Here is a 22,384-nt window from a genome sequence, read left to right as displayed (position 1 = left end):
AGAGAACGAGCCACCATGGCTGCAACCTCCCTTGACCTCGCCAAGGTCCGCAACATCGGGATCATGGCGCACATCGACGCGGGCAAGACCACCACCACCGAGCGGATCCTGTTCTACACGGGTGTCTCGTACAAGATCGGTGAGGTCCACGACGGCGCTGCCACGATGGACTGGATGGAGCAGGAGCAGGAGCGCGGCATCACGATCACGTCGGCCGCGACGACCTGTCACTGGACCCTCGACGGTGTCGACAACACCATCAACATCATCGACACCCCGGGCCACGTCGACTTCACCGTCGAGGTGGAGCGCTCGCTGCGCGTCCTCGACGGTGGCGTGACGGTGTTCGACGGCGTCGCCGGTGTCGAGCCCCAGTCCGAGACCGTGTGGCGTCAGGCCGACCGCTACGGCGTCCCGCGCATCTGCTTCATCAACAAGCTGGACCGCACGGGCGCCAACTTCTTCTTCTGCGTGCAGACCATCGTGGACCGCCTCGGCGCCACCCCGCTGGTCATGCAGCTGCCGATCGGCGCCGAGGGTGACTTCACCGGTGTCGTCGACCTGGTGAAGATGAAGGCCCTGGTCTACTCGGCCGACGCGCCCAAGGGCGAGATGTACGACGTCGTCGACATCCCGGCCGACCTCGCCGAGCAGGCCGCGGAGTACCGCGAGGCCCTGATCGACACCGTGTCGAACGTCAGCGACGAGGTGATGGAGCTCGCCCTGGAGGGCGAGGACATCCCCGAGGAGCTGATCGTCGCCGCGATCCGCAAGGGCACGCTGAACTCGGACTTCACCCCGATCTTCTGCGGCTCGGCGTTCAAGAACAAGGGCGTCCAGCCCCTGCTCGACGCGGTGGTCAAGTACCTGCCGTCGCCCCTCGACATCGAGGGCATCGAGGGTACGAAGCCGAACAACCCCGACGAGAAGATCGTCCGCCAGGCCTCGGACGACGAGCCGCTCGCCGCGCTCGCGTTCAAGATCATGTCGGACCCGCACCTGGGCAAGCTCACCTTCGTCCGCGTGTACTCCGGCCGCCTGGAGTCCGGCACCTCGGTGCTGAACTCCGTCAAGGGCAAGAAGGAGCGCATCGGCAAGATCTACCGCATGCACGCGAACAAGCGTGAGGAGATCGACTCGGTGGGCGCCGGCGACATCATCGCCGTCATGGGCCTCAAGCAGACCACCACCGGTGAGACGCTGTCCGACGAGAAGCAGCCGGTCATCCTGGAGTCCATGGACTTCCCGGCCCCGGTCATCCGCGTCGCGATCGAGCCCAAGTCGAAGGGCGACCAGGAGAAGCTGGGCGTCGCGATCCAGCGGCTGGCCGAGGAGGACCCGTCCTTCCAGGTCAACACCGACGAGGAGACCGGCCAGACGATCATCGCCGGCATGGGCGAGCTGCACCTCGAGGTGCTGGTCGACCGCATGCGCCGCGAGTTCAAGGTCGAGGCCAACGTCGGCAAGCCGCAGGTCGCGTACCGCGAGACGATCCGCAAGGCCGTCGAGCGCATCGACTACACGCACAAGAAGCAGACCGGTGGCTCCGGCCAGTTCGCGAAGATCCAGATCGCGATCGAGCCGCTGGAGTCCGGCGAGGGCTACGAGTTCGTGAACAAGGTCACCGGTGGCCGCGTTCCGAAGGAGTACATCCCCTCGGTCGACGCCGGCTGCCAGGAGGCCATGGAGTTCGGCGTGCTCGCCGGCTACCCGCTCCAGGGCGTCCGCGTCAGCCTGCTCGACGGTGCGTCGCACGACGTCGACTCGTCCGAGCTGGCGTTCAAGATCGCCGGTTCCATGGCGTTCAAGGAAGGTGCCAAGAAGGCGTCGCCGGCTCTGCTGGAGCCGATGATGGCCGTCGAGGTCACCACCCCCGAGGACTACATGGGCGACGTGATCGGCGACATCAACTCCCGCCGTGGCCAGATCCGGGCCATGGAGGAGCGTCACGGTGCCCGCGTCGTCAAGGCGCTGGTGCCGCTCTCCGAGATGTTCGGCTACGTCGGTGACCTGCGCAGCAAGACCTCTGGTCGCGCGAGCTACTCGATGCAGTTCGACTCGTACGCCGAGGTTCCGCGGAACGTGGCGGACGACATCATCGCCAAGGCCAAGGGCGAGTGACGTCCCCGTAATCGGGACGAATCAGACCCTTTAGGCTAGAAGGAGGGCACCCGGGCGTTTGCCCGTCCGGGTACCACCCGGGAGCCCTCCGGGCACCCCCCACCCGCGGGACGGCAACGGGGCGCGACACCAGCGCCCCGTGCCAACAACCCGATCCAGACCAACTGACGTCGTACGGCGTACAGAACTGTCCTCAGGAGGACTGCAGTGGCGAAGGCGAAGTTCGAGCGGACGAAGCCCCACGTCAACATCGGCACCATCGGTCACATCGACCACGGTAAGACCACGCTGACCGCGGCGATCACCAAGGTGCTGCACGACGCGTACCCGGAGATCAACCCCTTCACGCCGTTCGACCAGATCGACAAGGCGCCGGAAGAGCGCCAGCGTGGCATCACCATCTCCATCGCGCACGTCGAGTACCAGACCGAGGCGCGTCACTACGCCCACGTCGACTGCCCGGGTCACGCGGACTACATCAAGAACATGATCACCGGTGCGGCCCAGATGGACGGTGCGATCCTCGTCGTCGCCGCCACCGACGGCCCGATGCCGCAGACCAAGGAGCACGTGCTCCTGGCCCGCCAGGTCGGCGTCCCCTACATCGTCGTGGCCCTGAACAAGTCCGACATGGTGGACGACGAGGAGATCCTGGAGCTCGTCGAGCTCGAGGTCCGTGAGCTCCTCTCCGAGTACGAGTTCCCGGGCGACGACCTGCCGGTCGTCCGCGTCTCGGCGCTGAAGGCGCTCGAGGGCGACAAGGAGTGGGGCGAGAAGCTCCTCGGCCTCATGGCCGCCGTCGACGAGGCCATCCCGACCCCGGCCCGCCTCACCGACCAGCCGTTCCTGATGCCGATCGAGGACGTCTTCACGATCACCGGTCGTGGCACCGTCGTCACCGGCCGCATCGAGCGCGGCATCCTCAAGGTCAACGAGACCGTCGACATCATCGGCATCAAGACCACCAAGACCACCACCACGGTCACCGGTATCGAGATGTTCCGCAAGCTGCTCGACGAGGGCCAGGCCGGTGAGAACGTCGGTCTGCTGCTCCGCGGCATCAAGCGCGAGGACGTCGAGCGCGGCCAGGTCATCATCAAGCCGGGTTCGGTCACGCCGCACACCGACTTCGAGGCCCAGGCCTACATCCTGTCGAAGGACGAGGGTGGCCGTCACACCCCGTTCTTCAACAACTACCGTCCGCAGTTCTACTTCCGCACCACCGACGTGACCGGCGTCGTGACCCTCCCCGAGGGCACCGAGATGGTCATGCCGGGCGACAACACCGCCATGACCGTCGCGCTGATCCAGCCCGTCGCCATGGAGGAGGGCCTCAAGTTCGCCATCCGTGAGGGTGGCCGTACCGTCGGCGCCGGCCAGGTCACCAAGATCGTCAAGTAATTCCTTGACGGCCTAGGGCCTGCCGACACCGGAGGCAGACGGAAGGGGCTCCCGGAACCGCGAGGTTCCGGGAGCCCCTTCCGGCGTTCCCGCACGGGCTGCCGGCTGCGCCCGGCCCGCCCTGGCGCGGCGGCGGCGGGGGCGGAGACGACGGATGCCCGGACCCCCGGGGCGGGGGCCCGGGCATCCGGGCGGGGGAGGGGTCAGGCCGTCCGCGGCGGCTGCTCCTCCGGGCGCCGGGTGTGCGCCCACACCCAGGCCAGCAGGAGGGCCGCGCCGGCCACCGCGGCGAGCAGCGCGGTGGCGGAGCCGACCACGGGGTGCCAGGAGCCGGTCAGGGGGTTCAGCGCCAGCCGGTTGGGCGGCGAGTTGGGCAGGTCCGCGCCGGTCGACCAGGTCAGCCCGCGCTGCCAGCGGATCATCGTGAAGCCGAGGACCACCAGCTGCAGCGGCAGCACGATCAGGGCGGTCAGCCGGGTGAGCTGGTTCCCGCGGGCCGGGTCCAGGACCCCCCGCTCGCCGAGCAGCCAGGCGGCCAGCACCGGGAGGGCGACCAGCAGCGGCAGGACGTAGCGGCCCTGGGTGGCGAAGCCGTAGGAGTTCACGCTGAGCGCGTCCGGGACGATGGCCACGGCCACCCCGCCGAGGGCGATCGCCGCCAGCCGCCAGCGGTCGGCCCAGCGGCCGAAGGCGAGGGCCGGCAGGACCAGGGCGCCGAGGGTCAGCTCCCACAGCACGTAGACGGTGCCCGGCATCTCGGTGTCGAGCCAGGACGGCTTGCCGATCATCTGGTTCAGGTACTCGGGCAGTCGGGCCACCGCCTCGAAGCGCAGCGCCTGGACCAAGGTCAGGTGGACCGGCTGGGCGACCGGGCTCAGTTCGGCCGCCCGCATGCCGACCGTCCACAGCGCGCCGGCGGCTGCGGCGAGCAGGGTGACGAGGGCGGCCACCCGCAGCCCGCGGGAGTTCCACAGGGCCCGCAGCCGGCCCCGGACCGGGGGGACGAACAGCACGCCGACCGCCGCCGCGGCCCACAGCGGGCCGAGGGAGCGCAGGGTGACCAGGGTGGCCCCGGCGAGTCCGACCTGCACCGCCCAGGCCCGGCCCGGCAGCTTCTCCGCACCCAGCGCGGCCGGGACCAGCGCGGTGAACAGCGCCAGCGAGGCGGCGATCTCCAGGCCGTTGGGGTTCAGCGCGGCCGACAGGTGCAGCACCATCGGGGTGGCCGCGACCAGCACGCCCGCCGCCATCAGCCGGTGCCTGGACCACCGCACGCAGGCGGTCGCCGCGGCGGCCAGGAACGCGGCCGACAGCGCGCAGGACACCAGCCGGGAGAGCAGCACGCCGCTCCACGACGGCCAGAGCGCGGCGGGCCCGCCGACCAGGACGTAGTACAGCGGGTTGTAGCGGCCCGCCCGGGTGCCGACCTCGACCAGGTGGTCGTCGCCGCCGGGCGCCTTCGCGCAGTCGGCGGACACCCCGGCGCGGAACGCCCAGCAGTTGTCCCGGACCAGGCCGGCCGGGACGTGCTGGAAGGCGCCCGTCCCGTTGGCGGCCGCCGTCGGCTCCGGGGCGATCTCCCCGCGGGCCGCGCCGACCGCCCGGACCAGGTGCTGGTACTCGTCCGGGCCCGCGTCGTACGGCGCGGCCAGGGCCCAGCCGGCGGCGAGCAGGAAGAAGCCGACGAAGGCGACCGGCCAGGTCAGCAGGGAGCGGCCGGAGGTCCGTCGGCGGCTGCGGGCGGAGAGCCGCGCCCGGCGCCCGGGAGCGGCGGTCCCGCCGGTGGGAGGGGATGCAAGGGTCACCCGAGGACGATAGCCGGACCAAAGCGGGGACCGACCATCAGGTAAGCGGTTCGTCCGTATAGCATGCGCGGGTGAGTCCTACCGAGTCCCTTACCGCCGAGCCCGCGCCGCTCCGGCTCGGTGCGTCCCAACGGGCGGCCGTCTTCCTCAAGCACAGCCTGCTGCGCTTCCTGCTGGCGGGAGGGCTGAGCACCGGCGTCGACATCGCCCTGCTCTACGTCCTGCACGGCACGCTGCACGTCCAGCTCACGGTGGCCACGCTGATCTCCGTCATCGTGTCCTTCGTCGTGAACTTCACGCTGAACCGGGTCTGGTCGTTCGGCAGCGTCCAGCCGGTGGGCAGCCAGATGGTCCGCTACCTGATCCTGGCCGGCTTCAACTGGGTCTCGACCGCCCTGCTGGTGAGCGGTCTCGCCGCGATCGGCGTGTTCTACCTGCTCGCCCGCCTGATCACCATCGCGGTGAACTCGGTGATCAACTACATCGCGTACAAGCACTGGGTCTTCAAGAGCGCCTGACCGCGCCCCGGCCCGAGCGGCCGCCCGGAACGCGGTCGCGTCCCGGGCGGCGCGGTCGAGGGCTCAGACCCCGCCGAGCGAGGCCGTGAACTCCAGGCAGGCCCGGTAGTCGGGCAGCAGGCCGGAGGCCAGCGCCTCGGCGAGCGTCGGGGCCTGCTCGTCCTTCGCGGAGAGCTGCGGGACCTCCACCGGCCACTCGATGCCGAGGTCCGGGTCCAGCGGGTGCACGCCGTGCTCGCCGGTCGGGTTGTAGGTCTCGGAGCAGACGTACGACAGCGTGGCGTCGTCGGTCAGCGCGCAGAAGCCGTGGCCCAGGCCCTCCGGCAGGTACACCGAGCGGCGGTCGGTCTCGTCCAGCCGGACGAACTCCCAGCGGCCGAACGCGGGGGAGCCGACCCGCAGGTCCACCACCACGTCCAGCACCGCGCCGCGCACGCAGCTGACGTACTTGGCCTGGCCGGGCGGGACGTCGGCGAAGTGCACGCCGCGCACCACATTCTTCGCGGACACCGACAGGTTGCCCTGGGCCAGCCGCAGCGGGTGGCCGACCACCTCCGACAGCTTGTCGAAGCGGTACCACTCCATGAACAGGCCACGGGGGTCGCCGTGCTGCTGCGGGGTCACCTCGAAGGCCCCCGGGATCGACAGTTCGCGGAACCTCACCGGCCGTCCTCCTCTTCCAGCAGGCCGACCAGGTACTGGCCGTAGCCGCTCTTCAGCAGCGGCTCGGCGAGCGCGCGCAGCTGCGCGGAATCGATCAGGCCGGCCCGCCAGCAGGCCTCCTCGATGCAGCCGATCTTGAAGCCCTGGCGCTCCTCTATCACCCGGACGAACTCCGACGCCTGCACCATCGACACGTGCGTGCCGGTGTCCAGCCAGGCGGTGCCCCGGTCGAGGATGGTGACGTGCAGCTCGCCGGCCGCCAGGTACGCCTCGTTGACCGCGGTGATCTCCAACTCGCCCCGGGCGCTGGGCTTCAGGCCGCGGGCGATCTCCACGACCTGGTTGTCGTAGAAGTAGAGGCCCGGCACCGCGTACCGGGACTTCGGCTGGGCCGGCTTCTCCTCGATGGAGATCGCCTGGCCGTCCGCACCGAACTCGACCACGCCGTACGCCGTCGGGTCGGCCACCGGGTAGGCGAACACCCGGCCGCCCTTGGCGTCGGTGTGCTCGGCGAGCCGGGTGCCCAGGCCGCTGCCGTGAAAGATGTTGTCGCCGAGGATCAGCGCCACCGGCTGGTCGCCGATGAAGTCCGCACCGAGCAGGAACGCCTGGGCGATGCCCTCGGGCTTCTCCTGGACGGCGTACTCCAGCCGCAGGCCGAACTGGGAGCCGTCGCCGAGCAGCCGCTCGAACTGGGGCCGGTCCTCCGGTGTCGTGATGATCAGGACCTCGCTGATCCCGGCCATCACCAGGGTCGACAGCGGGTAGTAGATCATCGGCTTGTCGAAGACGGGGAGCAGCTGCTTCGAAACTGCCCGGGTCAGCGGCCACAGGCGTGATCCGGTGCCGCCGGCCAAAAGGATTCCACGCATGGGTGCACCCTATGCGAAGCGGCCGGGGGGCCTCGGGCCCGCCGCCGGGCTCCCGCGGCGCGGACGCTAGACTTCGCCTCACTATGCGCATCCTCGTGACCGGCGGTGCCGGCTTCATCGGTTCTGAATTCGTCCGCCAGCAGCTCGGCGCGGACCCGACGGCCCAGATCACCGTCTTCGACAAGCTGACCTACTCGGGCGTCGAGGAGAACCTGGCCCCGGTCGCGTCCCTCCCGGGCTACCGGTTCGTCCAGGGCGACATCTGCGACCCCGAGGCCGTGGACCGGGTGATGGCCGGCCACGACGTGGTGGTCCACTTCGCCGCCGAGTCGCACGTCGACCGCTCGATCGCGGGCGCCGGCCCGTTCGTGCTGACCAACGTCGTCGGCACCCAGGTGCTGCTGGACGCGGCCCGCCAGCACGGCGTCGGCCGCTTCGTCCACGTCTCCACCGACGAGGTGTACGGCTCCATCGACGAGGGCTCCTGGACGGAGGAGTGGCCGCTGCGGCCGAACTCCCCGTACTCCGCCTCGAAGGCCGGCTCCGACCTGCTCGCGCTGGCGTACCACCGCACCCACGGCATGGACGTGGTGGTCACCCGCTGCTCCAACAACTACGGGCACTACCAGTTCCCGGAGAAGGTCATCCCGCTGTTCACCACCAACCTGATCGACGGGCTGAAGGTGCCGCTGTACGGCGAGGGCGGCAACATCCGCGACTGGCTGCACGTCTCCGACCACTGCCGGGGCATCGACCTGGTGATGCGCGGCGGCCGGGCCGGCGAGGTCTACAACATCGGCGGCGGCACCGAGGTCACCAACAAGGAGCTGACCGGCCTGCTGCTGGACGCGGCCGGCGCCGGCTGGGACATGGTCGAGCACGTCGAGGACCGCAAGGGCCACGACCTGCGCTACTCCCTGGACATCTCGAAGATCCGCACCGAGCTGGGCTACGAGCCGCAGGTCCGCTTCGAGGACGGCCTGGCCGCCACCATCGCCTGGTACCGCGACAACCGCGCCTGGTGGGAGCCGCTGAAGGCGAAGGCGGCGCTGGAGAAGTGACCGCCACCCCGGACAGCCCGACCGGCCGCTGGCTGGTCACCGGCGCGGCCGGCATGCTCGGCCGGGACGTGCTCCGCGTCCTGGCCGGCGCCGGCCTCGAGGCCACCGCGCTGACCCGCGCCGAACTGGACGTCACGGACCCGGACGCCGTCCTGGCCGCCGTCCGCGGCCACGACGTGGTGGTCAACTGCGCGGCCTGGACGAACGTCGACGGCGCGGAGACCGACGAGGCCGCCGCCACCGCCGTCAACGGCACCGGCGTGCGCCACCTGGCCGCCGCCTGCGCGGCGACCGGCGCCCGGCTGGTCCACGTGTCCACCGACTACGTGTTCCCCGGCGACGGCACCGAGCCCTACGCCGAGGACGCCCCGACCGCCCCGGTCAACGCCTACGGCCGCTCCAAGCTGGCCGGCGAGCTGGCCGTCCTGGAACTGCTGCCCGAGACCGGCCACGTGGTGCGCACCGCCTGGCTGTACGGCGCCGGCGGCAACAACTTCGTCGCGACCATGCTCCGCCTCGGCGCCCAGCGCGACACCCTCGACGTGGTCGACGACCAGCACGGCCAGCCCACCTGGACGTACGCGCTGGCCGAGCGGCTGGTCGCGCTGGGCCGCAACCGGCAGGCCCCCGCGGGCGTCTACCACGGCACGGCGAGCGGCCGCACCACCTGGTGCGGACTGGCCCGGGAGGCGTACCGCCTCGGCGGACTGGACCCCGAACGGATCCGGCCCACCACCTCGGCCGCCTTCGTCCGGCCCGCCGTCCGCCCCGCCTTCAGCGTGCTCGGCCACGCCCGCTGGGCCGAGGCCGGACTGGCACCGCTGCCCGACTGGCGGGAACAGCTCGCCCAGGCGCTCACCGACCCGGTCTTCACCGAACTCGCCGCAGCCGCGGGGAAGAACTCCAGATGAGAACTCTGCTCGGCAAACTCGCCTCCGCGCTGCCTCCGGGGACCCTCGCGGTCGCCGGGGGCACCGTCGTGCTCGGCGCCGCCTCGTACGTCCACCTCGGCGTGGCCGGCCACAGCCTCGACACCGAGGCGATGGCCAACGTCTCGGTGCTGTGGACCATCGTGATGTCGGTCGGCATCGGCGTGTTCTTCCCGATCGAGCAGGAACTGACCCGGATCGTCGCCGCCCGCGCGGTGCTCGGCCACGGCGCCGCCCCCGTGCTGCGCCGGGCCGCCGTGCTGACCGCGGCGATCCTCGGCACCGTGCTGGCGGTGCTGGCCGCCGCCGCGGGCCCGCTCGCGGACGGCCTCTTCCACGGCGACCGCTCCCTGGTGGCCGCGCTCGGCGGCGCCTTCGCCGGCATGGCGGTCTGCTACCTGACCCGCGGCGTGCTGGCCGGCCTCGGCCGCTTCGGCGCCTACGGCGTCCAGCTGGGCGTCGACGGCGGCCTGCGGATCGTGCTCGCCTTCGGCTGCGCCGCGTTCGGCCTGCACTCCGCGCTGGCGTTCAGCCTGGTGCTGGCCGTCGCCCCGGTGGCCGCGATGCTGGTCACCCTCCCGCCGCTGCTGCGCGCGGTCGGCCCCGGCGAGCGGATCGGCTGGCGCGAGCTGACCTCCGGCCTCGGCCTGCTGGTCTGCTCCACCCTGCTGTCGCAGGTGGTGGTGAACGCCGCGGTGATCAGCACCAAGCTGCTCGCCCCGACCGACAGCGTGCTGATCGCCGCCCTGCTGAACGCCCTGGTGCTGGCCCGCGTCCCGCTGTTCGTCTTCGGCTCGCTCCAGGCCTCGCTGCTCAACGGCCTCTCCGCGGCCCGCGCGGCCGGCGACCGGGCGGCGTTCTCGGCGATGCTGCGCAAGATCGCGGTGGTGGTCGGCGGTCTCGGCGTGCTCGGCGGCGTGCCGGCCACCCTGCTCGGCCCGTGGCTGATCCAGGTCCTGTTCGGCGCCCAGCCCAGGCTCGGCTGCCTGGACTTCCTGCTGCTCTCGGTCGGCACCGTGGCCTACATGTTCGCGATGGTGCTGGGCCAGGCCCTGATGGTGTTCGAACGGCACAACCTGCAACTGGCCTGCTGGGCGGCGGGCACCGCCGTGCTGGTCGGCGTCACGGCGGTGCCGGGCGACGTCGCCACCCGTGTGATCCTCGCCTACACGCTTGGATCGCTCGCCACTGTGCTCGGTATGCTGGCCGCGCTCAGGGCGAGTTTCCCGAGCGCACCGGAGCACCGCCCGTCATCGCCCTCCGCGGACCCGGGCCACCTGGTCGGCCACCCCACCACGGACTGAACATGACGAGCGACCCGCCCATACCGAACCACCAGGCCGCCCAGGCCCGACTACCCGACGCTGGAGCCACTGTGTCCGACTACGACGACGTCTGGCTGGTCATCCCGGCTTACAACGAGGGCCAAGTCATCGCCGAGGTGGTGGAGGCGGCCCGCAAGACGTTCCCCAACATCGTGGTGGTCGACGACGGCAGTTCGGACACCACCGGCGAGCACGTCGAGGGGACCGGCGCCCACCTGGTCCGGCACCCCGTCAACCTCGGCCAGGGCGCGGCCCTGCAGACCGGACTGCGCTACGCTCTCGCCCAGCCCGGTGCGGAGTACTTCGCGACCTTCGACGCGGACGGCCAGCACCAGACCAAGGACGTCGAGGTGATGGTGCAGCTGCTGCGCACCGGCCAGGCCGACGTCGTGCTGGGCTCGCGCTTCATCGAGCAGAACGGCCAGGTGCCGTGGATCAAGCGGGTGGTGCTGCGCACCGCCGCCGCGGTCAGCCCCACCGCCCGCAAGCTCAAGCTCACCGACGCGCACAACGGCCTGCGGGTGCTCAACCGCGAGGCCGCCAGGCGCCTGCGGATCACCATGAACGGCATGGCCCACGCCTCCGAGATCGTCAGCTTCCTCGCGGGCTCCGACCTGCAGGTCGCCGAGGTCCCGGTGGACGTGCTCTACACCGAATACTCCCGCGCCAAGGGCCAGTCCCTGATCAACGGCGTGAACATCCTCTTCGACATCTCGCTCCGGGAGCGTGGCCGGTAATGAAGTACTTCTGGATCCAGCTGATCCTCATCCTGGGCTCGCTGTCCCTGGCGCTGATGTTCATCCGTCGCTGGGACCGGGCCAACACCCGTGCCTGGAAGCGCATCGCCTTCTCGGTCTTCGTGGTCGTCAACATCTTCGCGGTGCTCCGCCCCGGCGACGTCACCTGGCTGGCCAAGCAGATGGGCGTCGGCCGCGGCACCGACCTGGTGCTGTACGTGATGGTGCTCGGGGTCGGCTTCCTCACCCTGAACACCTTCCTGCGCTTCCGCTCGCTGGAGAAGAAGATCACCGACCTGGCCCGCACGGTCGCGATCAACGAGGGCTCGCGCGCGAACGACGAGCGCCTCGTCTCCGACGAGGACCCCAAGTCGACCGGCTCCCTCAAGGTCTGAACCAGATGCCAGGTTTCGACTTCATGCTCCCCTACTACGGGGACGTCAAGCAGATGCAGGACGCGGTCCGCAGCGTGCTCGCGCAGACCGACCCGGACTTCCGGCTGGTCGTCATCGACGACGGCCGGGAGCCGGAGGTGCCGGGCTGGTTCGAGCAGCTCGGCGACCCCCGGGTGGAGTACCAGCGCAACGAGCAGAACCTCGGCATCACCAAGAACTTCCAGAAGTGCGTCCGGCTCTCCGAGGCGGACCACGTGGTGATCATGGGCTGCGACGACCTGCTGCACCCGCACTACCTGGAGACCGTCCGCGGTATCCTCGCCGAGCACCCCGGCGTCGGCATGGTGCAGCCCGGCGTCGAGGTGATCGACGGCCGCGGCCAGCCCGTCTCCAGCCTGGTCGACCAGACCAAGCGCCGGCTGTACGCGCCCAAGGTCGAGGGCCGGCGGCTGATGGGCGGCGAGGAGCTGGCCGCCAGCGTGCTGCGCGGCAACTGGCTGTACTTCCCGTCGATCACCTGGCGGGGGGACGTGCTGCGCACGGTCAACTTCCGCGACGAGTACTCGGTGATCCAGGACCTGGCGCTGGTCGTCGACCTGCTGGAACTGGGCGAGCAGATGGTGGTGGACAGCGGCACCACGGTGTTCCAGTACCGCCGGCACGCGGTCTCCGAGTCCTCGGTGCAGGCGTTCTCCGGCACCCGGTTCGCCGAGGCCGAGCGCTACTTCGCCGCCGTCGCGGCCCGGATGGACGCCCGCGGCTGGTCCCGGGCCGCCCGGGCCGCCCGCTTCCACAGCGCCTCCCGGCTGCACGCGCTGACCATGCTGCCCGGCGCCATAAAGCGGGGGCAGTCGGACGGCGTGCGGCGGCTGGCCCGGCACGCGCTCGCCCGCGGGGCCGGGATCTCCTGACGTCCGCGGGAGGACCCGCGAACACGCCTGAGGGGCGGGGACACGAACCGTGTCCCCGCCCCTCAGGCGTTGTCCGCGCCGCGGGCGCCCCGGGAGGAACCGGGGCGCCCGCGGGACTCACTTGACCAGGGCCATCCACGGCCGCAGCGGGTACGGGTTGGTGGTCCAGCAGCCCAGCTTCCCGGTGTCGACCGGCTTCTCGATCGGCGCGTGCAGGTCCCAGGCGCTCGGGGCGCACTTGCCGTTCGGGGCGTACGGCGAGCACTTGCCGTTGTCGTTCTGCTGGCTGTGGGAGTGCCAGGCCAGCTGGCCCGCGCTGCCCCGGTCCGGGTCCTCCGGCATGTACTTGGCGGCCGTCGAGGAGCCCGCCATCCCGTACAGCAGGCCCAGCGCGCACACGGCGGCGAGCACGAACCGGCGGCCCACCAGCCACTGTCCGGCGTGCGCCGGGGCGTCCTCCTCCCGCAGACCCGCCCGGCGGGCCCGGTAGCGCTCGGCCAGCAGGTAGGCGGCCACCCCGGTCAGCACCAGCAGGCAGTACAGCATCTGCGCGCTGGTGCGCGGGTAGAGCATGACCGCCTGGTCCCGCTCCATGTGGGAGGCGAACCAGTAGCGCATCAGCATCGCGCTCGCCGCGCAGGCCCCGGCCACCCACACCACCGCGTTGCGCGCGCCCACCGCCAGGGCGACGCCCAGGCCGAGCAGCAGCAGCAGGCTGAACAGCCCGACGCCGCCGAGCTCGCCGGGCAGCGGCCAGGTGCTCATGGCGTCCGAACCGGGGAGGTCGTCGCGCCACATCACGAAGTAGGTGGGCTCGGTGTAGGTGTCGAAGTAGCAGTAGCGGTCGACCGCGGTGCCGGCCGCGGTGAGCAGCTGGTACAGGTACGCCCCCGCGACCAGCAGGAAGCCGACCAGCGTCGTGCCCAGGGTGACCAGCGAGGTCACCAGGGCCCGGACCCCGTGGCCGCGCCAGGTCCGGAACAGCACCGCGGGCACCAGCAGGCAGACGCCCAGCGCGGACCAGACGAACCAGCCCGAGTACAGCAGGAACAGCAGGCCGGTCGTGACGCCCAGCGCGCCGCCGGCCAGCGCCGCCGTCCGCCGCGGCAGCAGGGCGGAGCGCTGCAGCAGCTGGAACAGCTTGGCCAGCAGCGGCACCAGCGCGACCAGCACGATGTTGGTGTACGGCTTGTACGGCTGCATCATCGGCAGCGCCGAGGTCACGCCGATGCCCAGCGCCCACAGCGGCGGGAGCACGGTGCGCCAGCACAGGTACGCCACCGGGCCCATCCCGGCGATGAAGACCAGCTCCAGGACCTTGAGCGCCAGGCCCATCCGGCCGTCGGTGACGGTCTGGGACACCAGCGCCATCAGGTGCGGGAACAGCGGCGGGTAGGCCGGGTCCAGCGGGCGGCCGTCCACGATGGCGGTGGCCCAGGCCTGCAGCGAGCCGGCGTCGCCGGAGGAGCCGTTCAGCGGCCAGTCCGAGCCGCGCAGCGCCAGCGCGATGCCGGCCGCGGTCAGGCCGGTGGCCAGGCCGGCCAGCGCCGCGCTGACCATCCGGACGGGCAGGGCCCGCCAGCGGCGCATCAGCGGTATGGCGACCAGCAGTACCGCGCCGATCAGCAGCAGGTAGTAGAACTGCAGGCCGGCCAGTCCGCTGACCGCGCCGACCCGGGTCATCGGGTTGAGCTCGACGTTGACGGACAGGCCCAGCATCAGCAGAGCCGCCGCCATCGAGACCAGGCCCTCCCCGAGGAGGCCGACCAGGGTGGTCCCGAGCTTGCCGTCGGAGCCGGCTGAGCCCAGGAGGCGCCGGTGCCGTGGCGGCGCGGGCGGAGCTGTGCTGATGGTCACGTCGTCGTCCTTCGTCACGGAGGGGCGGACCCCTGTCTTCCCGAGATTCTGCCAGGCCCCGAAGTCCGCTCGGACTGGACGGTTCGCCCCCGACGTTGGCCCGCCGGGGCCGGGCCGTGACACACTCCTCGCACCATCGCGGGACCAGCAGGCCGGCGCGCGTACCACACAACAGGGGAGTAACAGGGTGCAACCCGTCACCGAAGAGCTCGACGCCCCGCGGGGGAACGACCGCTCCGGCAGCGGCGAGCGGTCCGGGGCCCGGTTCGACCGGGTGCTGCTGGCGGCGCGGACCCGCGGCGCCGCGCTGGTGGCGCGCCCGCGCTTCTGGACGCTGGCGGTCCTGGTCGGCTACCTGCTGCAGGTCGGCTACCGGCTGGCGCTCTCGCTGCACCACTCCTACCCGACCATCCACGCGGACGAGGCCTCCTACCTGGTGATCGGCCGGGTGCTGGCCGGCCAGCCGGTGACCGAGATGCCGGTGGGCGTGGTCATCCCCGGCGGGTACCCGCTGCTGCTGGTCCCGGCCTTCCTGCTCGGCAAGGACCCGAGCAGCGTCTACCACCTGGTGATGGCCACCAACTCGGTGGTCAACGCGCTGGTCTTCCCGCTCGCCTACCTGGCGCTGCGGCGGCTCGCCATCGGCCGCCCGCTGGCCCTGGTCACCGCGATGACCGCGGCCTTCATGCCGCCGGTGGTGTACTACGCCGAGTACGCGATGTCCGAGGCGGTCTTCCCGGTCATCCTGCTGGCCTGGCTGATCTGCATGCACGGATGGCTCACCCCCGGCGGCAGCGCGCGCCGGCGGATGCTGTTCGCCGCGGGCATGGGCCTGAGCGCCGCCTACGCGATGGCGACGCACGACCGCGGCGGCGTGGTGGTCGCGCTGACCGGCCTGGTCCTGGTCGTGGTGCTGGCCTTCGGCTGGGTGCCGCGCGCCGCCGGCGCGGTGGGCCTGGGCGCGCTGGCCGTCGGGGTGCTCGCCGGCAAGCTGATGGCGGCCTGGCTGGAGTCCCAGTTCAAGGACAGCCCGGCCAGCTCGGTGGGCGGCCAGGTCTTCAAGAACCTGCTGAACGACCACCTGCTGAGCCGGACCGTCAAGCGGATGGTCGGCCAGTGGTGGTACTTCGCCATCTCCTCCTGGGGCTTCGCCGCCGTCGCGATCGTGGTGTGCTGCGCCGCGATCGTCAGCCGGCGCTTCGCGCTCGCCGACCGGGTGGTGTCGTTCTGCGCGGTCGCCCTGGTGGCGGGCATCTCGCTGGCCTCCGCGGCCGGCCTGCCGACCGACGACCGGATCGACAACTGGATCTACGCCCGCTACCTGGCCCCGCTGGTCCCGGTGTTCTTCGTGATCGGCGTCGCGGTGCTGTACCGGTCCCGGCTGCGCCAGGTGGCCGGCCTGTACCTGGCCGGCGCCCTGTTCACGGTGCTGACCTGCGCCTTCATCGTCCGGCTGGTCGGCAAGGCGCTCTACAAGCTGGCCATCATCCCGTGGGCGATGCCGGACTCGCTGCTGCTCGCCTCCGAGTGGTCCAAGCTGCACATGGTGCGCACCACCGCGGCCGCGCTGATAGTGCTGGGCTTCTTCGTCCTGCTGCGGATGGCCGGCGGCCGGCGCGTGGTGTGGGCGCTGACCAGCGCGCTGTGCGCGTTCGCGCTCTACGCGACCACCACGCTGGACGAGAACATCGTCGACAACTCCTTCACCTACAACGGCTACATGGCCACCGGCTTCACCAAGGACGCCGGCCTCAAGCCGGGCGACAACCTGGTGATGGAGTGGGACGTCGAGTGGGGCATCCGGATGGCCCAGACCTACGAGGTCTACCCCGGCCGGGTCTGGACCAGGAGCCTGAGCTACGGCGACCCGATCCCCGAGCAGGCCAACGTGGCGCTGGTGCCGGCGGCCGCGGACGGCGACCCGGCGAAGAGCTGGCCGAAGGCGCCGGCCGGCTGGAAGGTCGACAAGGTGAACAAGCTGCACGGCTGGGTGCTCTGGCGCAAGGGCTGACGGCCCGACCGTCCCGATCGGCCCCCCGACCGCGCGAGCGGCGGGGGGCCGATTGGCGTATCGGCTCCGACCTGTGGCAGGATGTCCGGGTTGCTCGGTTGAGTACCGATGCTGCGCGCCTCCCGCCGGGAGGACCGGAAGCGAGTCCCATGTACTCGTCGTTCCCGTGAATGGCCGTTCATGTGCCCACGTGCTGTGTGTGGGTGCAGTGGTGTGTAAGCGACACCGCGGCAGCTGCGGGGCGAAAGTACGGGAATCTTCCGGGAAGCGTGTGCGGGGTACCGGCCCGGCCCACCTCAGTTCCCCGTCAGTTCGAAACCGACGAGATCGTCTTCGCCGGTTTTTTGCAGGCGCGAGGGCGACACGCCCGAGCGCGGGGGTCGGAGGAGGGACCGTGCAGCGACGTACGACACAAAGGACTACGAAGTAGCCATGGCGGGACAGAAGATCCGCATCCGGCTCAAGGCCTACGACCACGAGGTCATCGACTCTTCGGCGAAGAAGATCGTCGAGACGGTGATCCGTACTGGTGCGCAGGTCGCGGGCCCGGTGCCGCTGCCCACTGAGAAGAACGTTTACTGCGTCATCCGCTCGCCGCACAAGTACAAGGACTCGCGCGAGCACTTCGAGATGCGCACTCACAAGCGTCTGATCGACATCCTCGACCCCACGCCGAAGACGGTTGACTCGCTGATGCGTCTCGACCTGCCGGCGGGCGTCGACATCGAGATCAAGCTCTGAGAGGCGCACCGAAGATGGCTAAGCAGATTAAGGGCATCCTGGGCGAGAAGCTCGGCATGACCCAGGTCTGGGACGAGAACAACCGGGTCGTCCCGGTGACCGTCGTCAAGGCTGGGCCCAATGTCGTGACCCAGGTCCACACCGCCGACAGCCCGGCCGGCTACGACGCCGTCCAGATCGGCTTCGGCGAGATCGACCCCCGCAAGGTGAACAAGCCCCTCCAGGGCCACTTCGCCAAGGCCGGTGTCACCCCCCGCCGCCACCTGGTCGAGCTCCGTACCGCGGACGCGTCCGAGTACACCCTGGGCCAGGAGATCACCGCCGAGCTGTTCGAGGCGGGTGTCAAGGTCGACGTGACCGGCACCTCCAAGGGCAAGGGCTTCGCCGGTGTCATGAAGCGTCACAACTTCAAGGGCCTCGGCGCCGGCCACGGCACCCAGCGCAAGCACCGCTCGCCCGGCTCCATCGGTGGCTGCGCCACCCCGGGCCGTGTGTTCAAGGGCATGCGCATGGCGGGTCGGATGGGTCACGAGCGCGTGACCACCCAGAACCTGACCGTGCACGCGGTCGACGCGGAGAAGGGTCTGCTGCTCATCAAGGGCGCGATCCCGGGTCCGAACGGCGGCCTCGTCCTCGTCCGCACCGCGGCGAAGGGGCTGTGAAGGATATGAGCACCATTGACATCCTGTCGCCGGCCGGCGACAAGGCCGGCAGCCTCGAGCTGCCCGCCGAGATCTTCGACGCCAAGGTCAGCGTCCCGCTGATGCACCAGGTCGTCGTGGCGCAGCTCGCCGCGGCTCGCCAGGGCACCCACAAGGTCAAGCGTCGTGGCGAGGTCCGCGGTGGCGGCAAGAAGCCGTACCGCCAGAAGGGCACCGGCCGCGCCCGCCAGGGCTCGACCCGCGCCCCGCAGTTCGCCGGTGGTGGCGTCGTGCACGGTCCCGTGCCGCGCGACTACTCGCAGCGGACCCCGAAGAAGATGATCGCCGCCGCCCTGCGCAGCGCGCTCACCGACCGGGCTCGTCACGAGCGCATTCACGTCGTCACCGGCGTGACCGCGACCGAGGCTCCGTCGACCAAGGCCGCCAAGGTCCTGTTCGGCAAGATCTCCGAGCGCAAGAACCTCCTCCTGGTGGTCGAGCGCGAGGACGAGCTGGGCATCCTGTCCGCTCGCAACCTGCCGAACGTGCACATCCTGGACGCCGGCCAGCTGAACACCTACGACGTGCTCGTCTCCGACGATGTGGTCTTCACCCAGGCCGCCTTCGAGCGTTTCGTGGCCGGTCCGGCCGCGTCCGCCAAGGCCGTTGCTGCTGAGGGCGAGCTCGAAGGGACTGCCGCCTGATGAGCGAGATCACCTCCAAGACGTTCACGGACCCTCGTGACGTCCTGATCAAGCCGGTCATCTCGGAGAAGAGCTACTCGCTCCTCGACGAGAACAAGTACACGTTCGTCGTGTCCCCCGGTGCCAACAAGACCCAGATCAAGCAGGCCGTCGAGGCGGTCTTCTCGGTCAAGGTCGAGGCCGTGAACACGCTGAACCGTCAGGGCAAGCGCAAGCGCTCCAAGACGGGCTTCGGCAAGCGCAAGGACACCAAGCGCGCGATCGTGACGCTGGCCGAGGGCAACCGCATCGACATCTTCGGTGGTCCGGTCGCCTGACCCTCGGGTCAGGGACTGCGATCGTCGTAAAGGACGAGGACAGAAATGGGTATCCGCAAGTACAAGCCGACTACGCCGGGCCGCCGCGGCTCCAGCGTGGCCGACTTCGTCGAAATCACGCGGTCCACGCCGGAGAAGTCGCTGGTTCGCCCCCTGCACAGCAAGGGCGGCCGTAACAACGCCGGTCGTGTCACCGCTCGCCACCAGGGTGGCGGCCACAAGCGCGCCTACCGCGTGATCGACTTCCGTCGTCACGACAAGGACGGCGTGCCGGCCAAGGTCGCTCACATCGAGTACGACCCGAACCGCACCGCGCGCATCGCGCTCCTGCACTACGCGGACGGCGAGAAGCGCTACATCATCGCCCCCCGCGGCATCGCGCAGGGTGACCGGGTCGAGAACGGCGCTGGCGCCGACATCAAGCCCGGCAACAACCTGCCGCTCCGCAACATCCCGGTCGGTACCACCATCCACGCGGTGGAGCTCCGTCCCGGCGGTGGCGCCAAGCTGGCCCGTTCCGCGGGTTCCGGCATTCAGCTGCTCGCCCGTGAGGGTCGCATGGCGCACCTGCGCATGCCCTCCGGTGAGATCCGCCTGGTGGACGCGCGCTGCCGCGCGACCGTCGGCGAGGTCGGCAACGCCGAGCAGTCGAACATCAACTGGGGCAAGGCCGGCCGTATGCGCTGGAAGGGCGTCCGCCCGACCGTGCGTGGTGTGGCCATGAACCCGATCGACCACCCGCACGGTGGTGGTGAGGGTAAGACCTCCGGTGGTCGCCACCCGGTCTCGCCGTGGGGCAAGCCCGAGGGCCGGACCCGTCGCCCGAACAAGGCGTCGGACTCCCTCATCGTGCGCCGCCGCAAGACCAACAAGAAGCGCTAGGAGCAGGTCAGATGCCGCGCAGTCTCAAGAAGGGCCCCTTCATCGACGACCACCTTCAGAAGAAGGTGGACGTGCAGAACGAGGCGGGCACGCAGAACGTCATCAAGACCTGGTCCCGTCGTTCCGTGATCTCCCCGGCCATGCTCGGCCACACGATCGCGGTTCACGATGGCCGCAAGCACGTCCCGGTGTTCGTCACCGAGTCGATGGTCGGCCACAAGCTCGGCGAGTTCGCTCCCACGCGCACCTTCAAGGGGCACGTGAAGGAAGACCGCAAGTCGAAGCGTCGCTAAGTATCTGATTAGCGGCTCCGCCTTAGAGCGATTCGCTCCGCGAGCTGTAGCGCCAGAACGACAAAGTGACTTACTCCATTAAGGGGACAACCATGGAAGCCAGGGCCCAGGCGCGGTACATCCGCGTCACGCCCATGAAGGCCCGCCGCGTGGTGGACCTCATCCGTGGCCTGCCGGCCACGGAGGCCCAGGCGGTCCTGCGTTTCGCTCCGCAGGCCGCCACCGTGCCGGTCGGCAAGGTGCTCAACAGCGCCATCGCCAACGCCGCGCACAACTACAACCACTCCAACGTGGACGACCTCTACATCTCCGAGGCGTACGTTGACGAGGGTCCGACCCTGAAGCGGTTCCGTCCGCGCGCCCAGGGCCGTGCCTACCGGATCCGCAAGCGGACCAGCCACATCACCGTGGTCGTCAGCAGCAAGGAAGGGACCCGGTAATGGGCCAGAAGGTTAACCCGCACGGGTTCCGCCTCGGCATCAGCACGGACTTCAAGTCCCGCTGGTACGCCGACAAGCTGTACAAGGACTACGTCAAGGAAGACGTCGCCATCCGGCGTCTCATGACGAAGGGCATGGAGCGCGCCGGCATCTCGAAGGTGGAGATCGAGCGCACCCGTGACCGCGTCCGCGTGGACATCCACACCGCCCGTCCGGGCATCGTGATCGGCCGCCGCGGCGCGGAGGCCGACAAGATCCGGGGCAACCTGGAGAAGCTGACCGGCAAGCAGGTCCAGCTGAACATCCTCGAGGTCAAGAACCCCGAGCTGGACGCCCAGCTCGTGGCTCAGGGCGTCGCGGAGCAGCTGTCCTCCCGCGTCTCCTTCCGTCGCGCCATGCGCAAGAGCATGCAGTCGACCATGAAGGCCGGCGCCAAGGGCATCAAGGTCCAGTGCTCCGGTCGTCTCGGCGGCGCCGAGATGAGCCGTTCGGAGTTCTACCGCGAGGGCCGTGTGCCGCTGCACACCCTGCGCGCGAACGTCGACTACGGCTTCTTCGAGGCCAAGACCACCTTCGGCCGCATCGGCGTGAAGGTCTGGATCTACAAGGGCGACGTCAAGAACATCGCCGAGGTGCGCGCTGAGAACGCCGCCGCCCGCTCCGGCAACCGCCCGGCCCGTCCCGAGGGCGGTCGTCCCGCCCGCGGTGGCGAGCGCGGTGGCCGTGGTGGCGAGCGCGGCGGTCGCGGCCGTCGTCCGGCCGCTGCCGAGGCCCAGGCCCCGGCTGCCGCCGAGGCTCCGGCCGCTGCCGAGAACACCGGAACGGAGGCCTGACCGACATGCTGATCCCCCGTCGGGTCAAGCACCGCAAGCAGCACCACCCGAAGCGCCGCGGCGCTTCGAAGGGTGGCACCGAGCTGGCGTTCGGCCAGTTCGGCATCCAGGCCGTCACCCCGGCCTACGTGACGAACCGTCAGATCGAGTCCGCTCGTATCGCGATCACCCGTCACATCCGTCGTGGCGGCAAGGTCTGGATCAACATCTACCCGGACCGTCCGCTGACGAAGAAGCCGGCCGAGACCCGCATGGGTTCCGGTAAGGGTTCGCCGGAGTGGTGGATCGCGAACGTGCACCCGGGTCGGGTCATGTTCGAACTGTCGTACCCGAACGAGAAGATTGCTCGCGAGGCGCTCACCCGTGCCGCGCACAAGCTTCCGATGAAGTGCCGGATCGTTCGGCGCGAGGACGGTGAGAGCTGATGTCGGCCGCTACCAAGGCTGCTGAGCTTCGCGAACTGGACAACGAGGGTCTCGTTGCCAAGCTCCGTGAGGCCAAGGAGGAGCTGTTCAACCTCCGCTTCCAGGCGGCGACCGGGCAGCTCGACAACCACGGACGGCTCCGGCTGGTCCGTAAGGACATCGCGCGGATCTACACCCTGATGCGCGAGCGCGAGCTGGGCATCGAGACGGTGGAGAACGCCTGATGACTGAGAACACCAACGAGACGCGCGGTTTCCGCAAGACCCGTGAGGGTCTCGTCGTCAGCGACAAGATGGACAAGACCGTCGTCGTCGCCGTCGAGGACCGCGTCAAGCACGCGCTGTACGGCAAGGTCATCCGCCGTACCAACAAGCTGAAGGCGCACGACGAGCAGAACGCGTGCGGTGTCGGCGACCGTGTCCTCCTGATGGAGACCCGGCCGCTGTCCGCGACGAAGCGCTGGCGCGTCGTCGAGATCCTCGAGAAGGCCAAGTAACAAGGT

Annotated in this window: 25 protein-coding genes; 21 read left to right on the top strand and 4 right to left on the bottom strand. The window is 70.2% G+C overall.

Features of this window, described 5'->3' with window-relative positions; all coding sequences use genetic code 11:
- Positions 1-15: 15 nt before the first annotated feature.
- Together fusA and tuf are read left to right on the top strand one after the other, a co-directional pair.
- Positions 16-2,121, top strand: coding sequence for an elongation factor G (gene fusA / locus KSE_RS15710; RefSeq protein ID WP_014136301.1), 2,106 nt, complete (start codon positions 16-18; stop codon positions 2,119-2,121).
- 207 nt (positions 2,122-2,328) lie between these two features.
- Positions 2,329-3,522: an elongation factor Tu gene (tuf, locus tag KSE_RS15705; RefSeq protein ID WP_014136300.1), complete on the top strand. Its 1,194-nt coding sequence runs from the start codon at positions 2,329-2,331 to the stop codon at positions 3,520-3,522.
- A 203-nt stretch (positions 3,523-3,725) separates the two neighbouring features.
- Here tuf and KSE_RS15700 read toward each other — a convergent pair whose 3' ends face one another.
- On the bottom strand, positions 3,726-5,327 hold the full coding sequence (locus KSE_RS15700; protein ID WP_014136299.1) for a DUF2142 domain-containing protein: 1,602 nt from the start codon (positions 5,325-5,327) through the stop codon (positions 3,726-3,728).
- A 71-nt stretch (positions 5,328-5,398) separates the two neighbouring features.
- On the opposite strand from KSE_RS15700, the gene KSE_RS15695 reads away from it, so the two are divergent.
- Positions 5,399-5,845 (top strand): GtrA family protein, encoded by a 447-nt coding sequence (locus KSE_RS15695; RefSeq protein ID WP_014136298.1) that lies wholly within the window; start codon positions 5,399-5,401, stop codon positions 5,843-5,845.
- Between the two features lie 63 nt (positions 5,846-5,908).
- On the opposite strand, the gene rfbC is transcribed toward KSE_RS15695, so the two are convergent.
- On the bottom strand, positions 5,909-6,508 hold the full coding sequence (rfbC, locus tag KSE_RS15690; RefSeq protein WP_014136297.1) for a dTDP-4-dehydrorhamnose 3,5-epimerase: 600 nt from the start codon (positions 6,506-6,508) through the stop codon (positions 5,909-5,911).
- A complete protein-coding gene (rfbA, locus tag KSE_RS15685) occupies positions 6,505-7,380 on the bottom strand; it encodes a glucose-1-phosphate thymidylyltransferase RfbA (RefSeq protein ID WP_014136296.1) in 876 nt (291 codons plus the stop codon). The genes rfbC and rfbA overlap by 4 nt, the downstream gene beginning before the upstream one ends.
- An 83-nt stretch (positions 7,381-7,463) precedes the next feature.
- Between rfbA and rfbB the strand changes: the two genes are divergently transcribed.
- The 6 genes from rfbB to KSE_RS15655 all read left to right on the top strand — a co-directional run bounded on the left by rfbB (position 7,464) and on the right by KSE_RS15655 (position 12,738).
- On the top strand, positions 7,464-8,441 hold the full coding sequence (rfbB, locus tag KSE_RS15680; RefSeq protein ID WP_014136295.1) for a dTDP-glucose 4,6-dehydratase: 978 nt from the start codon (positions 7,464-7,466) through the stop codon (positions 8,439-8,441).
- Between the two features lie 53 nt (positions 8,442-8,494).
- The gene (rfbD, locus tag KSE_RS15675; protein WP_033257987.1) at positions 8,495-9,352 is read left to right on the top strand and encodes a dTDP-4-dehydrorhamnose reductase; all 858 of its coding nucleotides are present in this window, start codon (positions 8,495-8,497) and stop codon (positions 9,350-9,352) included.
- The gene (locus KSE_RS15670; protein ID WP_014136293.1) at positions 9,349-10,674 is read left to right on the top strand and encodes a polysaccharide biosynthesis protein; all 1,326 of its coding nucleotides are present in this window, start codon (positions 9,349-9,351) and stop codon (positions 10,672-10,674) included. The genes rfbD and KSE_RS15670 overlap by 4 nt, the downstream gene beginning before the upstream one ends.
- Before the next feature lie 71 nt (positions 10,675-10,745).
- A complete protein-coding gene (locus KSE_RS15665; RefSeq protein WP_014136292.1) occupies positions 10,746-11,432 on the top strand; it encodes a glycosyltransferase family 2 protein in 687 nt (228 codons plus the stop codon).
- Positions 11,432-11,827, top strand: a complete 396-nt coding sequence (locus KSE_RS15660; protein WP_014136291.1) for a DUF2304 domain-containing protein — start codon at positions 11,432-11,434, stop codon at positions 11,825-11,827. The genes KSE_RS15665 and KSE_RS15660 overlap by 1 nt, the downstream gene beginning before the upstream one ends.
- 5 nt (positions 11,828-11,832) lie before the next feature.
- Positions 11,833-12,738 carry a glycosyltransferase family 2 protein gene (locus tag KSE_RS15655; protein ID WP_014136290.1) on the top strand — a complete coding sequence of 302 codons (906 nt, stop codon included), beginning with the start codon at positions 11,833-11,835 and terminating at the stop codon, positions 12,736-12,738.
- A gap of 117 nt (positions 12,739-12,855) precedes the next feature.
- Here the strand turns inward: KSE_RS15655 and KSE_RS15650 are convergent, their stop codons facing one another.
- Complete coding sequence (locus tag KSE_RS15650; RefSeq protein WP_148283101.1) at positions 12,856-14,595, bottom strand: hypothetical protein; 1,740 nt, start codon at positions 14,593-14,595, stop codon at positions 12,856-12,858.
- Positions 14,596-14,782: 187 nt separating this feature from the next.
- On the opposite strand from KSE_RS15650, the gene KSE_RS15645 reads away from it, so the two are divergent.
- The 12 genes from KSE_RS15645 (at position 14,783) to rpsQ (ending at position 22,378) form a co-directional block, all read left to right on the top strand.
- Positions 14,783-16,606, top strand: coding sequence for a hypothetical protein (locus KSE_RS15645; RefSeq protein WP_014136288.1), 1,824 nt, complete (start codon positions 14,783-14,785; stop codon positions 16,604-16,606).
- A 432-nt stretch (positions 16,607-17,038) separates the two neighbouring features.
- Positions 17,039-17,347, top strand: coding sequence for a 30S ribosomal protein S10 (rpsJ, locus tag KSE_RS15640; RefSeq protein WP_012785157.1), 309 nt, complete (start codon positions 17,039-17,041; stop codon positions 17,345-17,347).
- A 14-nt stretch (positions 17,348-17,361) separates the two neighbouring features.
- Positions 17,362-18,009 (top strand): 50S ribosomal protein L3, encoded by a 648-nt coding sequence (gene rplC, locus KSE_RS15635; protein ID WP_014136287.1) that lies wholly within the window; start codon positions 17,362-17,364, stop codon positions 18,007-18,009.
- A gap of 5 nt (positions 18,010-18,014) precedes the next feature.
- A complete protein-coding gene (gene rplD, locus KSE_RS15630) occupies positions 18,015-18,692 on the top strand; it encodes a 50S ribosomal protein L4 (RefSeq protein WP_014136286.1) in 678 nt (225 codons plus the stop codon).
- Entirely contained in the window at positions 18,692-19,009 is a 318-nt protein-coding gene (rplW, locus tag KSE_RS15625) for a 50S ribosomal protein L23 (RefSeq protein ID WP_014136285.1), read from the top strand. The genes rplD and rplW overlap by 1 nt, the downstream gene beginning before the upstream one ends.
- 45 nt (positions 19,010-19,054) lie before the next feature.
- Positions 19,055-19,891: a 50S ribosomal protein L2 gene (rplB, locus tag KSE_RS15620; RefSeq protein WP_014136284.1), complete on the top strand. Its 837-nt coding sequence runs from the start codon at positions 19,055-19,057 to the stop codon at positions 19,889-19,891.
- An 11-nt stretch (positions 19,892-19,902) separates the two neighbouring features.
- The gene (rpsS, locus tag KSE_RS15615; protein ID WP_014136283.1) at positions 19,903-20,184 is read left to right on the top strand and encodes a 30S ribosomal protein S19; all 282 of its coding nucleotides are present in this window, start codon (positions 19,903-19,905) and stop codon (positions 20,182-20,184) included.
- Positions 20,185-20,276: 92 nt separating this feature from the next.
- Positions 20,277-20,624: a 50S ribosomal protein L22 gene (gene rplV / locus KSE_RS15610; protein ID WP_014136282.1), complete on the top strand. Its 348-nt coding sequence runs from the start codon at positions 20,277-20,279 to the stop codon at positions 20,622-20,624.
- Entirely contained in the window at positions 20,624-21,457 is an 834-nt protein-coding gene (gene rpsC / locus KSE_RS15605; protein WP_014136281.1) for a 30S ribosomal protein S3, read from the top strand. Before rplV ends, rpsC begins: the two co-directional genes overlap by 1 nt.
- A 5-nt stretch (positions 21,458-21,462) precedes the next feature.
- On the top strand, positions 21,463-21,882 hold the full coding sequence (gene rplP / locus KSE_RS15600) for a 50S ribosomal protein L16 (protein ID WP_014136280.1): 420 nt from the start codon (positions 21,463-21,465) through the stop codon (positions 21,880-21,882).
- Complete coding sequence (gene rpmC / locus KSE_RS15595) at positions 21,882-22,106, top strand: 50S ribosomal protein L29 (protein ID WP_014136279.1); 225 nt, start codon at positions 21,882-21,884, stop codon at positions 22,104-22,106. The genes rplP and rpmC overlap by 1 nt, the downstream gene beginning before the upstream one ends.
- A complete protein-coding gene (gene rpsQ, locus KSE_RS15590) occupies positions 22,106-22,378 on the top strand; it encodes a 30S ribosomal protein S17 (RefSeq protein WP_014136278.1) in 273 nt (90 codons plus the stop codon). Before rpmC ends, rpsQ begins: the two co-directional genes overlap by 1 nt.
- The last annotated feature ends 6 nt before the right edge of the window (positions 22,379-22,384 follow it).

It is taken from the genome of Kitasatospora setae KM-6054 (assembly GCF_000269985.1).
GTDB lineage: Bacteria > Actinomycetota > Actinomycetes > Streptomycetales > Streptomycetaceae > Kitasatospora > Kitasatospora setae.
This window is presented reverse-complemented; position numbering and strand designations above follow the sequence as displayed.

Coding starts and splice junctions, on each gene's coding strand:
- rpsQ (WP_014136278.1), top strand. CDS start 22,106: ATGACTGAGAACACCAACGAGACGCGCGGTTTCCGCAAGACCCGTGAG.
- rplD (WP_014136286.1), top strand. CDS start 18,015: ATGAGCACCATTGACATCCTGTCGCCGGCCGGCGACAAGGCCGGCAGC.
- fusA (WP_014136301.1), top strand. CDS start 16: ATGGCTGCAACCTCCCTTGACCTCGCCAAGGTCCGCAACATCGGGATC.
- KSE_RS15655 (WP_014136290.1), top strand. CDS start 11,833: ATGCCAGGTTTCGACTTCATGCTCCCCTACTACGGGGACGTCAAGCAG.
- rpmC (WP_014136279.1), top strand. CDS start 21,882: ATGTCGGCCGCTACCAAGGCTGCTGAGCTTCGCGAACTGGACAACGAG.
- rplP (WP_014136280.1), top strand. CDS start 21,463: ATGCTGATCCCCCGTCGGGTCAAGCACCGCAAGCAGCACCACCCGAAG.
- rfbB (WP_014136295.1), top strand. CDS start 7,464: ATGCGCATCCTCGTGACCGGCGGTGCCGGCTTCATCGGTTCTGAATTC.
- rpsC (WP_014136281.1), top strand. CDS start 20,624: ATGGGCCAGAAGGTTAACCCGCACGGGTTCCGCCTCGGCATCAGCACG.
- rfbD (WP_033257987.1), top strand. CDS start 8,495: ATGCTCGGCCGGGACGTGCTCCGCGTCCTGGCCGGCGCCGGCCTCGAG.
- rpsS (WP_014136283.1), top strand. CDS start 19,903: ATGCCGCGCAGTCTCAAGAAGGGCCCCTTCATCGACGACCACCTTCAG.
- rfbA (WP_014136296.1), bottom strand. CDS start 7,380: ATGCGTGGAATCCTTTTGGCCGGCGGCACCGGATCACGCCTGTGGCCG.
- KSE_RS15660 (WP_014136291.1), top strand. CDS start 11,432: ATGAAGTACTTCTGGATCCAGCTGATCCTCATCCTGGGCTCGCTGTCC.
- KSE_RS15670 (WP_014136293.1), top strand. CDS start 9,349: ATGAGAACTCTGCTCGGCAAACTCGCCTCCGCGCTGCCTCCGGGGACC.
- rplC (WP_014136287.1), top strand. CDS start 17,362: ATGGCTAAGCAGATTAAGGGCATCCTGGGCGAGAAGCTCGGCATGACC.
- rpsJ (WP_012785157.1), top strand. CDS start 17,039: ATGGCGGGACAGAAGATCCGCATCCGGCTCAAGGCCTACGACCACGAG.
- rplW (WP_014136285.1), top strand. CDS start 18,692: ATGAGCGAGATCACCTCCAAGACGTTCACGGACCCTCGTGACGTCCTG.
- rplV (WP_014136282.1), top strand. CDS start 20,277: ATGGAAGCCAGGGCCCAGGCGCGGTACATCCGCGTCACGCCCATGAAG.
- rplB (WP_014136284.1), top strand. CDS start 19,055: ATGGGTATCCGCAAGTACAAGCCGACTACGCCGGGCCGCCGCGGCTCC.